16 protein-coding genes and 5 tRNA genes are annotated in these 15,348 nt (G+C 35.3%); 1 reads left to right on the forward strand and 20 read right to left on the reverse strand.

All coding sequences use genetic code 11. From position 1 onward, the window contains the following. The first annotated feature begins 45 nt into the window (after positions 1–45). Positions 46–489: a YaiI/YqxD family protein gene (locus CIB29_RS09355; protein WP_094549203.1), complete on the forward strand. Its 444-nt coding sequence runs from the start codon at positions 46–48 to the stop codon at positions 487–489. A 34-nt stretch (positions 490–523) separates the two neighbouring features. Here the strand turns inward: CIB29_RS09355 and CIB29_RS09360 are convergent, their stop codons facing one another. From CIB29_RS09360 to CIB29_RS09455, 20 genes are all read right to left on the reverse strand, one after another. Further along, positions 524–868, reverse strand: a complete 345-nt coding sequence (locus CIB29_RS09360) for a hypothetical protein (protein ID WP_094549012.1) — start codon at positions 866–868, stop codon at positions 524–526. Between the two features lie 78 nt (positions 869–946). Beyond that, positions 947–3,349, reverse strand: coding sequence for a stage II sporulation protein E (gene spoIIE / locus CIB29_RS09365; RefSeq protein ID WP_094549014.1), 2,403 nt, complete (start codon positions 3,347–3,349; stop codon positions 947–949). Between the two features lie 457 nt (positions 3,350–3,806). Next, positions 3,807–3,882: transfer RNA gene (locus tag CIB29_RS09370), tRNA-Val, on the reverse strand. Between the two features lie 5 nt (positions 3,883–3,887). Beyond that, positions 3,888–3,962, reverse strand: a tRNA-Glu gene (locus CIB29_RS09375). Positions 3,963–3,967: 5 nt separating this feature from the next. Next, positions 3,968–4,044: transfer RNA gene (locus CIB29_RS09380), tRNA-Met, on the reverse strand. Between the two features lie 240 nt (positions 4,045–4,284). After that, positions 4,285–5,058: an REP-associated tyrosine transposase gene (locus CIB29_RS09385; protein WP_094549016.1), complete on the reverse strand. Its 774-nt coding sequence runs from the start codon at positions 5,056–5,058 to the stop codon at positions 4,285–4,287. 127 nt (positions 5,059–5,185) lie between these two features. Then, positions 5,186–6,157 (reverse strand): copper amine oxidase N-terminal domain-containing protein, encoded by a 972-nt coding sequence (locus CIB29_RS09390; RefSeq protein WP_157910264.1) that lies wholly within the window; start codon positions 6,155–6,157, stop codon positions 5,186–5,188. A gap of 326 nt (positions 6,158–6,483) precedes the next feature. Continuing rightward, complete coding sequence (locus CIB29_RS09395; protein ID WP_094549020.1) at positions 6,484–7,389, reverse strand: IS1595 family transposase; 906 nt, start codon at positions 7,387–7,389, stop codon at positions 6,484–6,486. Between the two features lie 145 nt (positions 7,390–7,534). Then, a tRNA-Met gene (locus tag CIB29_RS09400) sits at positions 7,535–7,611 on the reverse strand. Positions 7,612–7,634: 23 nt separating this feature from the next. Further along, positions 7,635–7,723 (reverse strand) — tRNA-Leu (locus tag CIB29_RS09405). A 387-nt stretch (positions 7,724–8,110) separates the two neighbouring features. Continuing rightward, positions 8,111–8,548, reverse strand: a complete 438-nt coding sequence (locus CIB29_RS09410; RefSeq protein WP_094549022.1) for a S1 RNA-binding domain-containing protein — start codon at positions 8,546–8,548, stop codon at positions 8,111–8,113. 93 nt (positions 8,549–8,641) lie between these two features. Further along, a complete protein-coding gene (locus tag CIB29_RS09415; protein WP_094549024.1) occupies positions 8,642–8,926 on the reverse strand; it encodes an FtsB family cell division protein in 285 nt (94 codons plus the stop codon). Between the two features lie 124 nt (positions 8,927–9,050). Further along, positions 9,051–9,560 (reverse strand): spore cortex biosynthesis protein YabQ, encoded by a 510-nt coding sequence (yabQ, locus tag CIB29_RS09420; RefSeq protein WP_157910265.1) that lies wholly within the window; start codon positions 9,558–9,560, stop codon positions 9,051–9,053. Between the two features lie 24 nt (positions 9,561–9,584). After that, on the reverse strand, positions 9,585–9,890 hold the full coding sequence (yabP, locus tag CIB29_RS09425; RefSeq protein ID WP_094549028.1) for a sporulation protein YabP: 306 nt from the start codon (positions 9,888–9,890) through the stop codon (positions 9,585–9,587). 221 nt (positions 9,891–10,111) lie between these two features. Further along, positions 10,112–10,354, reverse strand: a complete 243-nt coding sequence (locus tag CIB29_RS09430) for an RNA-binding S4 domain-containing protein (protein WP_094549030.1) — start codon at positions 10,352–10,354, stop codon at positions 10,112–10,114. 114 nt (positions 10,355–10,468) lie between these two features. Next, on the reverse strand, positions 10,469–10,744 hold the full coding sequence (locus tag CIB29_RS09435; RefSeq protein ID WP_094549032.1) for an HU family DNA-binding protein: 276 nt from the start codon (positions 10,742–10,744) through the stop codon (positions 10,469–10,471). A gap of 71 nt (positions 10,745–10,815) precedes the next feature. Continuing rightward, a complete protein-coding gene (gene mazG / locus CIB29_RS09440; RefSeq protein ID WP_094549034.1) occupies positions 10,816–11,628 on the reverse strand; it encodes a nucleoside triphosphate pyrophosphohydrolase in 813 nt (270 codons plus the stop codon). 126 nt (positions 11,629–11,754) lie between these two features. Then, the gene (locus CIB29_RS09445; protein ID WP_157910266.1) at positions 11,755–13,362 is read right to left on the reverse strand and encodes a putative polysaccharide biosynthesis protein; all 1,608 of its coding nucleotides are present in this window, start codon (positions 13,360–13,362) and stop codon (positions 11,755–11,757) included. A gap of 219 nt (positions 13,363–13,581) precedes the next feature. Further along, positions 13,582–14,130, reverse strand: a complete 549-nt coding sequence (gene spoVT / locus CIB29_RS09450; RefSeq protein ID WP_094549038.1) for a stage V sporulation protein T — start codon at positions 14,128–14,130, stop codon at positions 13,582–13,584. A gap of 165 nt (positions 14,131–14,295) precedes the next feature. Then, a complete protein-coding gene (locus CIB29_RS09455; protein ID WP_094549039.1) occupies positions 14,296–15,345 on the reverse strand; it encodes a peptidylprolyl isomerase in 1,050 nt (349 codons plus the stop codon). Positions 15,346–15,348: the final 3 nt, after the last annotated feature.

Here is a 15,348-nt window from a genome sequence, read left to right on the forward strand (position 1 = left end):
ACAACGCTTATATATTTTATACTTAAGGTGAAAGTGGTGATGAATATGAAAATTCTTGTAGATGCAGACGCATGTCCTGTAAAGAATATTATTACAAAAATAGCTAAAGAATACAAGCTGCGCGTCTTAATGTTTATAGATACCAGTCATTTTCTTGACGATGGATATTCGGATGTTATAATGGTTGACAAAGGACGTGATTCGGTAGATATTGCCTTGATTAACAAAGTAGAAAAAGGTGATATTGTAGTAACGCAAGATTACGGTGTTGCTGCCATGGCATTTTCCAAACAGGCATATGGCATTAATCAGAACGGATTTATTTATACTAAAGACAATATTGACAAACTCTTGTTTGAGAGACATCTGTCTCAAAAAATCCGCCGCGCAGGAGGCAGGACCTCCAACCCCCGCAAGAGAACAAAAGAAGATGATGAAAAGTTCGAAAGGGCATTTAGAAACCTGTGCTGCAAAAAAGAAGATAGCTAACAAATTTAGCTATCTTTAAGAAAATAGATCTATATCAAAATGCCCTCGATAACAAAAATATAAAGAGTGCAATGGACAAAACCAATGCGATATTAAGAATAGTACCTACCGAAATATTCCACTTTTTTAATTTATTTACTTTGGGTGTGGAGGTAATATAACCATAACCTGAAGAATACTGCTGTATGTAATTATCAATAATACTCTGTGCTTCCTTTACTATGTAATCACTGTTTTTAGGATCATATTTATATCCGGTTTCTTTCTTTTTGCCTCTTGCATAACTATCATTACTTTTTAAAATAAATATGGCTTCCTCTATAATGTTGGATTTAATATCTCTTATGATTACTACTTGTTTAGCATTTTCATGTTCCATAAACTACCTCCGGCTCTTGTTGTACAAACACCTGGTAATAGTTTAAACATGTTAATGCATTTATATACATATTTTATCTCAAATTTTTTTCCACACCTTTGCAACCAGTACGGTCATATCATCATTTATACAGTTTCCGCTGTTTTCTACTGCCATTTTCAATAATTGATCCGCCATTTCCTGAGGATTGGTGGTGTCCATTCTACCCAAAGCCTCTTTTACCCAATCCTCCTTCTTGATAGCTTTTTCTTTTGAATCCAGAACTCCATCTGTCATCATAATAATATAATCACCTTCTCCAACAGTTTTATTCGAAAGCTCCATATCTATGTTATTTAGTATTCCTATTGGTAGAGATGTGGATTTCACCACTTCGATTTTGTTCTGTTTTTTTATAAACGTCGACGCCGCGCCAATTTTCACAAATTCAATATTACCCGTATATAGGTCCAATACCGACAAATCTATTGTGGCAAAGGATTCATCCGGAGATTTGAGAACCAATACGGAATTTATCAGCTTTACTGCTGTATCTTTATCAAACCCCGAGTCTAAAAACTGCTCAAGCAAAGCTATGGTAGCACTGCTTTCTCTGGAAGCCCTCCTACCGCTTCCCATTCCATCACTTAAAGCCAAAACATATTTACCATCTTTTAATTGGATAAATGAATAATTATCACCGCATTCAGTTTGCCCTTCTTTTTTTACCCGGGCAATTCCGGTAGATACCTGGTAAGTTTCTTCTTCAATATATTTTACGGTGCATTTTGACTCCCCACTGCTAAGGCTGCACACTGAATCCTGTTTAGTCATTTTTCGTCCAAGAACCCTGGAAAGTACCGGAGTAACATTTTTAATACACTTTCTAGCACCACCACAAGCTTTAAATGATATTTCCACCTCATATTTATGATTTGAATTTTCTAAAACAGTAATGTCTTTAGCAGTCATTCCCACTTTATCCAGTTCTATCATTAACTCTCTTTCCAGTTCTTCATCAAACTGCAGATCTATAGTAATTTCATTTGCCAGGTTAGCTATAATCCTGGATACACCTTGGAGCTGCTGAGAGATCAATCCCCGGCTTTCCCCTACCTTACTAGCCCATACAAGATTTACCTTATAAACTTCAAAGGCATTATTTACTGCATTTATAAAATCTTCTATTCTTATACAGCGATGTGCAAAAAATTCCGGCATATCTCTTTGGTCAACATGCCCTTTTTCTTCCAACTTTTCTAAAACTTTGAACATAACCTGATACGTATTATGGAATTCTCTCTCCCAACAGGAGAGGCATAACCCACAGTCTTTACATACCCGTTCAGCTACCTGGTCAAAAAGTGTCGCTACATCGTTATTATTTACCGTTGTCTTTTTTTCAGCGATATTATCAAATGTATTTGCAAGTTGTTCAAAGGATTTTGATATGCTGTTAAGCTTATCCACAGTAATTTCCTTAATCCTGCGGCTATATGCTTTCCTATCAATGAACCTTTCAGAATTCTTGCTTAAAAATTCGCCTACATAATCCAGGGCTTTTGTAGGAGTAACGCCAAATAGCGCGACAGCAATAAAAATATCATATATATTAATGAGCACTTCAGTAGAACCATTGATATAAATGGTTAATATGGCATTCGCCAGAATGAACCCAAGGCTTACGCCAATTTTTCCAAACGTCCTAAATATGCCTGCTACCAATCCACAAAAAGCATAACTTCCTATGACATAAGATACAGCTTCCGAAGCCATACTGTTAATAAGCCCTATGGTTACACCCGCTGAAGCAGCTACACCTACCCCATGTTTTAAACTGAACATGAGAAGTATAAAAATGCACAATGTATTTCTGAGGGAAATTCCTCCCGGAAACTGTACTTCCGTAAATCCTAAAATAAGAAGACCCAACAGGATAGAAAGACTGATTATTTCTTCATTGGATAAAACCCTTCTCTCTCCCCTTTGCTTCAAAACCGGAATGCTTGTCCTAAAAATATATACCATTACAAAACCGATAAAGGATTCAAATATTAACATAAATAAATCATATAACAAAAAACCTTGGATAATAATAAAAATCAATCCGGAAATAAATAAACTTAAAAAAGCAAGTAGTGCTGTAAAAAATGTTTTATTAAGCAATGTATTTTTACACAATAAAGCAAATCCTGTATATACTACCATAGCCATAATATATTTGATTGACGCTACACCCATGCCAATAGTCATAAAACCAATGATTATACTTATGGCAACAAATATGGAGTTAACTTCTCCTGTAAAAGATGCAGCATAAAAAGGCAAGCCGAAAGGTGTAATTCCTGATAGAATAGCTGCCCGTCCCAACATAAAGCCCATCAAGTCAATCATAATATCCCTTACTGAAAAAATTCTGGAGTTTGTCCTTATATCCTTATTTCCTTTCTCCATTTTTCTGTTTTTGATTCGCTGATAAGGAAATAGTTCTGTCCTCTCCATTATTATCAACCCCCATTTATTTGAATAAATATTACATAGTGTTTAAGAGTAAAGCTGTAGTATTAAGATTTGTTACAAGTTGAACACAGATTTTAAGTGTGTGCAGGGTTAATTATACAGCATGTCCAATAAAATATTTGTCACTTCAGGTTGATGGTTACAAAAAGTTTTTGACAGCAAATTCAAATATTTGGTAATTATTTGCAATTGGTGACATCGTTTTAATAAATAGCAGGGAGTAAGGAGTAGAGAATGTAGAGTGGAAAATTCATATATATAGGTAGGTGAACTAAAGTTTGAGATAAAGCAGGCAAGTAAAATTTTGTAGAAAGATTTTTGGAATATTTCCGGTACAGCCAGAATATATATTATATTTATTACCTCTTACATTCTTCGTTTACTATTCAACATATAAACATACAAAAAACCACATGGTTACTAAACCATGTGGTTTTTATGGTGGGCACAATAGGGCTCGAACCTATGACCCCCTGCTTGTAAGGCAGGTGCTCTCCCAGCTGAGCTATGCGCCCTTAAATGGTGACCCATAGGGGACTCGAACCCCTGTTACCGCCGTGAAAGGGCGGTGTCTTAACCGCTTGACCAATGGGCCATATATGGTAGCGGCAGACGGATTTGAACCATCGACACTACGGGTATGAACCGTATGCTCTAGCCAACTGAGCTATGCCGCCATATTATTTTTATATTTTGTGAGTCAGAACATTATCTATTTTACCATAAATTCTTTATAAATCAAGTATCAATTTATGGCAATTTAGCAGTTCATCAACTCTTAAAGCCGCTCTCACAAGCGACATGTTAAATTTTAATATAAATCGACAAAAAAGTCAATAGGGAATTTAAAATTTTTTGCGTATATCAAAGGTACGTATATCAAAGGGACGGTTCTTGTGATATATTCTTGTGATATATTATGCTCTAATTATTATGTTATACCCTATTCCTGTTATCCTCGCAATTTGTCTTATACTGCTTCCATCAATATCTTTAGCTTCACGTAGTATTCTATCCCGTTCCATTCTTTCCATCTGTTGCAAAGTACTAATTGGCTTTCCTTTTAACATTTTTGTAATTTCTTTATATACTTCTTCATCACTAGCTCTTACATTTTTTTCATCTTCAAGACATCTGTCATCGTTTTCCTTCTCATTGAACTGACGAAATTTTTTTATGGCAGCCTTGTTATTTTCAGATAACAATCCCAGAGCAAAACTTGTTTGTGTTAAGCCCGGTAAATAATCTTTCTCCCCATAATATGCACGGCAGCTGCTCCATTTGTACAGTTCCGGTTTTTTTACCATTCCCGCTTTTACTGGATTATTATGTATATAACGAATAACTGTCATTAAATATCCATCGCTATTCACACACTCACTTTTATATCTATCCTGAAATACATGTCCAAAATGTTCATATTTCCAATTATACCAATATGCATAGCTTATTCCAATCCGCTTCATTATTTGCTCTATATGTTCTTTTCCTTCTCTTATTAATAAATGTAGATGATTTCCCATTAAACAGTAAGCATATATTTCACAACTACTTTCCTTTTTTATCTTCTCCAAGGTTTCCAGGTATTTTTGACAGTCTTCATCATCATGAAAAATCTCCTGCCGGTTAATGCCTCTTACCATAACATGATAAATTCCGGTCTCGCTTCGCTTCCTTGCACTTCTTGGCATATTCTCCCACTCTTTCATTTTTCTCTGATTATATCATAAGTCTATGTATATATCAACAGAACCGTCCCCTTGATATCTATATCAACAGAACCGTCCCCTTGATATCTTGGTCCCCTTGATATCTTCTTTATTGATTTTTTTCCACATTTAATTCAGGAATATCCTCTATCACATTTTCAGCATCCACAGTCTGTTCCTCTTCAATTTCTATGGTTCCAGTTTCCTCATCCCAATTAATTTTTAATCCTAAACTTTCAACAATAAATCTTAGTGGAACAACAGTTCTATTGTTAAGTGTTTCTGAAGGCACATCAATTTCAATTTCAACCTTATTTACGTATGCCAACTTACTTCCTATCTGAAGGACTATTTCTTTTCCTTCTTTAGTTATAGTTACCTTTTGTTCTTCTGCATTCCATTTGACATCTGCTCCAAATGCTTCAGATATAGCTCTAACAGGTACCAATGTTCTTCCTGCTTTTATAACTGGCGGTGTATCAAATTTGATATTTACACCTTTAGTTATAATATTTTCTACTGGTATAACCCTAATATCCTGGCCACTTGTTTGCAATTCTTCTGCTGTAAGCTCTAATTGTTTGAGTTCTTCACTTGTATATTTATTTTTTATAACTTCCTTCATTTGTTCTTTAGTTTGCTTCATTTGCTGTTTTAATGAATTTATTTCTGTTTTTATCTGTTGAATCTGTTGTAATAACTGCTCTGCCAACTCAAGATTTCCATTCTCTTCTGCTTCTTCATATTGTTTTTCTATGATATCTTTTTGTGCTTCTAGCTCATCTTTTTTCTCTTCTATTGCATCTTTCTCTGCTTCTAGCTTATTCTTTGCTTCTTCCCATAATTCGTCTTCATTTTCATCTTCGTCTTCATTCTCATCTTCATCTTCATTCTCATCTTCGCCTTCATTCTCGTCTTCATCTTCATTTCCAACATCTTGGCTATCTTGACTTTCTACAACTTCTTCTACTTTACTGTCTTTTTTAGAATCCTTAGCCATAACAGTAGTCGCTACGGTTGAGGTAAATAGAAATACAAAAATCATCAAAAATACAAACATCTTTTGAACTTTTTCCATCATAGACCACTCCTTTTACATGTGTTTTTTAAATACAATCTCCAAGGTTTCTCACGCTTCGATAAGTTTGCTAGTATCAGAGATTACAATATTTACTATAATGCTATTATATCCTACACCAATAACGTTGTCACTGCCTAAAAATTAAATAGTGCTGAAGACCTATGCGTCAAATCAACTTTCCATAATTTCCTCTTCCCCTTGATGCTATAATTACTACCACCCTTCTTTTATTAAAAAAGGCAAAGCCATGAGAACTTAGAACGAAGTTCTTTTTCTGATTTTACGATACCACTTATTTAGCAAATGTAAAATATAAAAATAAATGACTATGTCGTTAGTTCAGTATACTTAATTTTTTGCGAGGTGATGCAGCTATTAATAATACGATTAAATAACTCACTCTCAAAAAACCTACGGTTAAACCTATAGCAAAATTCGTCCAGGTATCGTTGCAAATGCTTCTGGTCAAGGCCATGGAAAGTTCCAGCCACAAAAGCCTTTGCATTGGAGACAATGGTGTGAAGCCATTTCAAATGTTCTTCATTTTCTTTAGGATTGAATACCTTGGCTTCAAGCTTATAACCTTCTGCTTGAAGGTTTTGGTAAGAGCTGTATGCGTCACTTGAAATGGTTGAGCCGGTTTGTACGTTTGAATGCGCAAATTCAGCTATAGTTTCTTTTTTCAGGTCGTTTACCACCTGCATTTTGAGAAACTGGGGATGACCTTCTTCATTAAGCGACAAACCTACCATTACTTTAGCTTTACTGGTCCCCCTGCCACGTTTACCTCCTTCGTCCGGTGAACCAAAATATGCATCATCCAGTTCTACCACACCGGCAAGCAGGTATTGTGAATCCCGATCCTTCATGGCCTTACGGATTCTGTGGAGCATGAACCAGGCTGCTTTGTAGGATATTTCAAGCTCCTTTGAAAGCATCATGGCCGAACACCCCCTTTTGTCCCTTCCTACAAAGTAAATGGCCCAAAACCACTTTTCAAGCTTAATGTGCGTCTTCTCCATAACGGTACCTACTGTGACGGATGCTTGATAGTGGCAAGCGGTGCACTCATAGCGGTTTCTTGTTGAAATAACGTAATAGGTCTCGTTACCGCATTTAGGGCACTTAAAGCCATCAGGCCAGCGCATCTTAAAAAGGTGCTCCCGGCAAGCGTCCTCACTATTAAACTTATTCTTAAACTCCATGAAGCTTATTGCTTCTTGTTTAGCCATAGTCAACAACCTCCCGAACAAACGTTTGTAGTTAAATTATACCAAACAAACGTTCGGTTGGCAATAGGTTACTGACTAAAAGTCATAGTCATATAAAAATAAAAAAAACTTGCAAACTTTAAGACTTTGCAAGTTGTGACTTTCTTGGTTGCGGGGGGCGGATTTGAACCACCGACCTTCGGGTTATGAGCCCGACGAGCTACCGGACTGCTCCACCCCGCGATATAGATGTTATTAAATTAAAGTGGTGCCGGAGACCGGAATCGAACCGGTACGATCTTTTGGGACCGCAGGATTTTAAGTCCTGTGCGTCTGCCAGTTCCGCCACTCCGGCATATTTTAATAACTTTATAATATTTTAATTATTATCACTTTTTATTGCTGTCGTCTAGCGACAAATATTATTCTACATCCTTTTTTCATTTTTGTCAACACTTTTTTTCAAGAAATTTTTGGTAATATTAAAATGCTCATAGTTAACAAGTCACGGTTCACAAATTTTGATATGTACTTTAATTATGGTGAATTGCTAACTGATGATAAGGGACTCTTTTTAGTACTATCATACAATAGTAAAGCCGGGGAATCCCCGGCACTCTGCCTTCATGTCCTTTATTAGCATCTATATCAAAATCTTCTGCTTAATCTAATAGAGCACTACAGTTTACATGATGAATGTGCAATAACCCATCAAAATAACTATTAATTGTGAACTAATTTATTAAAATATATTCGCTGACCTCTTATATCCTCCGCCTCTCTTAGACTCAATGCTCCTTTTGAGATCCTGCATTCTTTCATCACTATCTTGTTTAAATTTTAATAATTTATCTTCAAAAGACAAATTCTCATTATTATTTCTACGTGACCAATCAATATCTACTGGCGGCCTTGAAGATGATCTAGTGGATCTATTAGATTCATTCTCAAGAGCTTTTTTAATTGACAGGCTAATCTTCCCATCATTATCCACCGATAATACTTTTACTTTTACTACTTGATTTTCTTTGAGATGTTTTTTAATGTCCTTGACATATTCCACAGCCACTTCAGAAATATGAACCAAGCCTGTCTTGCCGTCAGGTAGTTGAACAAAAGCTCCAAAACCTGTAATTCCAGTAACCTTTCCTTCAACTACTTTGCCTACTTCAACCAGCATACTAAAAAAATTCCTCCTTTAGTTTTTAGCAGCGCTTATGCGCTTCATTACCTAAGCTAATTATATATTGGTTTATCTCACCTGTCAAGAAATTTACCGATTTGTTGCATCAATAAATACTTTTTCACCATTTTTTACAAAGCCCAGCTTATCCCTGGCAATTTGTTCAATATATGCTTCAGTGCTGTATAGAACCTTAAGTTTTTCCAAATGTTCTGTTTTTGCTTTTTCTTCTTCAATTTTTTGTAAATAATACTTTTCTTGATCTCTATAATAATTTAACATCACTTGTTGTTGAATCAATATATAGACTACATATATGGCTGAAGCAGTCAATAATATTTTTTTTAACACCGATTTTATACCCTTTTTCTTCATTTGTTTTGCACCCACTCTATTCTTGTGTTCATATTAATATATTATTCTTCGCAAAATCAAAAATTCCTGCTAGGTTACCCATTTTTTTACTTAAAATGTTAATAAACATTCTGCTATCATATAACTAAACCTTTTTTAGCATCTTGTTTACACTTTTAATCGAGAATACTATTTTGTCTATCCCCTTCTTTATGAGCTTATAAAGGCCTCTGAATATCTTCTTTATTGTACCAAGCAAAAACATGCAGGGCTTTCTAAATATCTTATAAATGAATACAAAGGGAAATAAGATGATTTTTATTATAAATAACAGCACTTTTTTTATAAAATTGATAACGGTAACAGAGACTACTATAACATATGTACTAAACAGTAAATTATAGAATATCACTCCCAATATTACGCCCAGAAATTCATACCATCTTAATTCGCCATCATTTGTAATAAAAACCAATGAAAAAATTATAATTGTCACCAGGATCCAGAATAATATGTCCTGTAAATAGATAATAAAATTTGCAGTTTTTATAACCCGCCTTAGTATTCTAAAAATATCAAATACAAAGCCGACAATTAATCCACCTATAACCGAACTCAGAAATATGAACGCCTGATTGGTCACAGATACTTCCAAACGCCTCACCTCAATTATAAGACCCTATCTAAACATTTTACCCAGGAATCCTAGCCCTTTTGACTTCATATTATCTTCATCAGTATAGGTACAACTGCTTATGTCCCCTTCGATTGCTAATTCACCACTATCTATGTCCAATTTATTAATGTGCAGTTCTTCTCCTTTTATAATAAGAACACCGAGCTCAGTATGCAGAATGATACCCTCTTCATCAAAACTTTCTACATCTATTACTCCGGTAACACTCAGTTTTTCTCTATTCTCCATCACCAGGTTCTGAGTTACTGCTTTAGTTCCCGTCTTTACGTTTTTCTTATCCTCAGCCATTGTTAATACCCCCATTAACGCATTTTTGACAATATCACATCTACTACATATATATGCGTTGCAAGATGAGAATATGACAAGCAGCAGTGGTTAGATACAGATAAAGATAAAGATGAAGATGAAAAACTCTAATAGAGTATTATCTATCAGAGTTTTTCTTCATTATGTTTATCTTCATTATGTTTATCTTCATTATATTTATCTGTATCTTTATCTGTATCTCAATCTATAACTCGGTAAAGCCCTGCCGCATCACCTTTTTGTACATGCTCAGAAATATTGAGAACTTCTACCTTTACGATTTTTTCACCAAACTGAATCTCAATTACATCACCTACTTTAACCTCTGCGCCGGCTTTCGCTACTCTTTGGTTTATTTTTACCCGCCCTTGATCACATGCCTCATTGGCAATAGTCCTTCTCTTAATTAACCTGGAATTTTTTAAAAATTTATCTAATCGCATGTCCTACACTCCCCTAAAAAACATTACAGGGAGAACCCTGCCTTTACAAATAAAACTGATGAAATTGAAAAAAATCAGGCTTTAACCTGATTTTTCAATTGTGTACGTTATTTATTATTTGCTTACAGCATCTCTTAATGCTTTTCCTACCTTGAATACCGGTACCTTTGAAGCAGGAATAGTGATTTCTTCTTTAGTTTGAGGGTTTCTTCCCTTTCTTTCTGCTCTTTGTCTAACTTCAAAGGATCCGAATCCAACTAGTTGTACCTTGTCTCCTTTTACAAGAGCATCTTGTACACTGTCAATAAATGCGTTTAATGCTTTTTCTGCATCTTTTTTGGACATTTCACTTTTTTCAGCCATTGCGGCTACTAATTCTGCCTTATTCATGTTGTACTCCTCCTATTGTAATATTGTGTACATATAGCATATTCGCTATAGTTTTTAAAAATCCTTCTTTTTTAGTCATAGTTTTTATCTTTTTTTTGAAAAATATGTGTTTTTGCCTCATTCCACAAGAAATCCATCTCTTCTAATGTCATTTCTTCCAATTTTTTGTCGAACCTACTGCAATTTTGTTCTATGTATTCAAACCTGCTTATGAACTTTTCAATTGTCGCAGTAAGTGCCAACTCGGGATGAACTTTTAGGAACCGGGCAACATTTACAACTGCAAAAAGAAGATCTCCTATTTCTTCTTCAATTTTTCCCATATTTTCGGTCTTATATACCTGCTCCAGCTCATTTATCTCTTCTTTTACCTTTTCTACGGCCCCGGTTACATCATCCCAATCAAAGCCAACTTTTGCGGCTTTCTGCTGCACCTTATAACTTCTCATTAATGCAGGAAGGTATGACGATACATCCCTCAGCACCTGGGTATGGTTCTGAAGGCCTTTTTCTTTCTTTTTTATCTCTTCCCAATTGCCCAATACCTCATCAGCTGTGTCCGCCTTGGCTTGTCCAAAAACATGGGTATGCCTGTCAATCATCTTCTGGCATATTAGTGATATAACGTCATTTATGTCAAAAGTCCCTTCTTCTTTGCCAATTTGAGCATGAAATACAATCTGCAGCAGTAAATCTCCCAGCTCATCTGCAAATTTATGCCTATCCCCCGAATCAAGAGCTTCCAATGCCTCATAAGTTTCTTCTATCAGGTATTTCTTTAAACTCTCATGAGTCTGTTCCCTATCCCAGGGACATCCCTTCTCGCTGCGCAACAGTTCCATGATATCTAGCAGTTCTTCAAATGTGTATTGCTTTTTTGTCATATGTACACCTCCAATAATCAGTTCACGGTTCACAGGTCACGGTTACAAGAAGCTAAAAGGGTGCATTTTCTGAATTTTCTGTAAACCGTGAACCATGAACGCATGATAAATTAATAGTTAAAAATTTTATTTTAATAGTCCAAATTTATTAAATAACTTTAATATTTTTTCGCCCTTTGGCATCATTTCAATATCATCTTTCTTGATACCACCGATAGCAATAAGCATTAATCCGTAGATAAGCGCTCCTGCTGCGATTGCTCCAAGCGTAGATATAGTATTGCTTTGAGTGATTAGCATTGATTTATTATATGTAAAAATCACTGCTATACCCATTGATGCAACTGCTATAATTGGCTTTAGTATAAAATCAATGAATTTATACTCAGCGTTTGTGGCTTTTCTTACTGCTGCCAAGTTTAACACAATTATAACAAAATAACATATATTTGTCCCTATTGGTGCTCCATTTATATTAATTTCGGGAATACCTACTAAAATGTAGTTTGTAATAACCTTGACGCTTCCACCTATAAGCATGTTTCTTACCGGAATCATGACTCTTCCGGTAGCCTGCAATATTGCATTGGTAACTAAAACTAAAGAAACAAATACCACTGCTATCCCTAATATATTTAATAAAGTTGTTGCTCCGGTGTCTTTATAAACAAGCTGTAAAATAGGTTCTGCAAGTAAGGATAAGCCTATTGCAGAAGGCAATGCAAAAAGCAGTGTTATTCTTAATGCCGATTCGGTTGTCTTTTTAGCCAATTTAATATTATTTACTGCAAGGGCACTCGCTATAGCAGGTACAATGCTTATACTTAAGGCGACAATGATTGTAGGTGGAAGGTTAAACATCGGAACCGCATAACCGGAATGGGAACCATATAAACTACTCGCCTCAATCTCCGAAAAACCTATGGATTTCAACCGATTCATAATCATTGCCATATCTATAACGTTTGTCAAACTAAATACTGAAGCGCCAATTGTGATAGGCACGGCAATTCGGACAAGTTCAGAAAGAATTTGCCTTGTAGATCTAATTTTTATATTACTACTTTTTGCAGTATCTACTCGATTAAGTAATTTTTCATGTGATATTTGATAAATAATATAAAGACCTACAGCTCCTAAAAAAGCACCGGTTGAAACCCCCAAAACAGCTCCTGCAGAGGCATATTCTACCCCTCGGGATAACCATAAATAGGCCAGCAAATATCCTATAACCAATTTCCCCAGTGCTTCAATTACCTCAGAAACAGCTGTCGGTATCATATTCTGAAGCCCCTGAAAATATCCTCTGTAAGCGGACATTAACGCCACAAATAAAAGTGCTGGAGATACAGCCATTATCGCAAGATAAGCACGGGAATTCCCCAAAGCGTCGGCAAAAAACTTTGCTCCAAAGAATAACACTGCCGTTCCTGCAATTCCAATTACGCTCAAAAGATAAAATGCTACATGAAAGACCTTATGTGCTTCCTGCCGATTGCCGCGCGCGACACTTTCTGAAACCATTTTAGATACAGCAATAGGCAATCCTGCAGTTGCAATTACAAACATCCATGTATACATTGTATATGCAGTGTTAAATATGCCCATTCCATCCCGATGTATCAGATAGGTCAAAGGAACTTTAAATAAAGCGCCAATAATCTTTACTAATGCATTTGCAGCTACTAATATTAAAGCCCCCTGTAAAAATGTCTGCCTATGAGTTTTACCCAATGTTCTCCCGCCCTCTCGTATTATATAAATAGCATTAAAGATTTTATATAAAAGCACATAAAATAATGAAAATACAATTTTTATATTAATTTATTCACCCGACTTGATATATTATACCAATCATTTCTAACAAAAGAAAGATGCAAATGTGAAAAAAACAGACAGCAACGCTTATGCCATCTGTTTTTATATGATAAAGCTCATATTTTTAATCTTTAGTTACTGTTCTAATTGTTTTCCAAGGAATCCGGCTGCGGATTGGGCAAGTTTGCTTTCCACTTCACCCATATGCACATTGGGATCAGCAGTTAAAAATACAACTGAACCGATGGTGTCACCTTCAGATATGATGGGCGCTACTACTCCTACAGAATATTTATTATCCCCACCTTCAACCACTGAAATCTTTTTTTCTTCTCCAGGCTTCATCATGAAGGTGGTTTTCTCCTGCATTACCTTTTCTAAATCTCCGCTCACCCTTTTTTCAAAGAAATCCTTTTTAGGAGCTCCTGAAACAGCTATTACTGAGTCCTTATCTGTTATGCAGATAGCATGTCCGCTCGTTTTTGCAAGAGTTTCTGCATATTGGGAGGCAAAGTCACTTAATTCCCCTATTGGAGAATATTTTTTGAGTATTACTTCTCCTTCCTTATCAGTAAATATTTCTAAAGGGTCTCCTTCTCTTATTCTCATTGTCCTTCTTATTTCTTTAGGGATTACAACTCTTCCAAGGTCATCTATACGTCTTACTATTCCGGTCGCTTTCATGTATATTACCTCCTCTTTTCAATTTGTAATAATTGTAAATGTTAATTACATTTTTAGTATTATTAATTTATTGGTGTTTTATACATGTTTTTGCACTCTCTGCATTCATTGGCGTAATTATGCCAAAAAAAAATAGCCGAAATTCTATTTCGGCTATTTTTACTATTATTTATCTGTTTTTACTTTTATCTGCTTTAAAACTGCTTCATTTGTCACGATATTCGCTGCATCTTTCCATTTCTTAACTGCATCATTATATTTCTGTCCGATGATATACTGCTTAATTCCTTCTTTTACCTGATCGAAAGAATAATATTCATCAAACTTATCTTCAACTTTTATAATGTGATACCCAAAGTCCGTCTTAACAATATCGCTTATTCCTCCTTTTTCAAGAGAAAAAGCTGCATTTTTAAACTCCTCAGCATAAGGTTCATCTTTACTAAAGGTGTATCCTTCAGGATAATCCTTAAGCCCGGGGTCCTGGGAATATTCTTTCATCAGTTTGTCAAAATCCTCGCCTGCTTTTACCTTTGCATAAACTTCTTCTGCTTTTTTCTTAGCTTCATCCTGTTTTTCCTGAGGAAGCGGTTTTTTATTTTCATCAACGATACTTAAAAGAATATGTTTTGCTCTTACTTTTGATACTTTCAATTGTTCTTTATTTTTTTCATAGTAGTCTTTCATTTCTTGTTCAGAAATGTTATATTCTGTACCTTCACTTGTAACCTTCTTATAAAGCTTTTCAGATATCTTTAATTTTTCAAGAATCTCGGTAAAGCTTTTATCGGATAATCCCTTCTCTTTCAACAACTTTTGGTAATTTTCCTTTCCACCCCAGCTATTCACATAGGCTTTTTTCTGCTCCGTAATCTCTTTTAATTCACTTTCGGTTAAGCTTAACCCCAACTCTTTTGCCTTTTGTAATTCAATTTTGTTTTTTACGGCTGCCTCCAGTGCTTTTTCTTTTGCTACATCAACCGCCTTTTTACCTTCTATTTCTGTATCCCAGAAATTTTCTACATTTTCCTTATATGCTTCCAGCTCCATTCTTTCTTTCACAGTCCACAGAAAGAAGTTGTATTCCCTGACTGTAATCTTTTCACCGTTTACAGTTGCAACTTCTTTATTTATATCTACATCACTGCATCCCGAAAAAATAAAACCAAAAACAAGACTCATGCATAAAACCAGTGATAACGCCTTAATTTTCAAGTA

This window comes from Petroclostridium xylanilyticum, assembly GCF_002252565.1.
Classification (GTDB): Bacteria; Bacillota; Clostridia; order SK-Y3; family SK-Y3; genus Petroclostridium; species Petroclostridium xylanilyticum.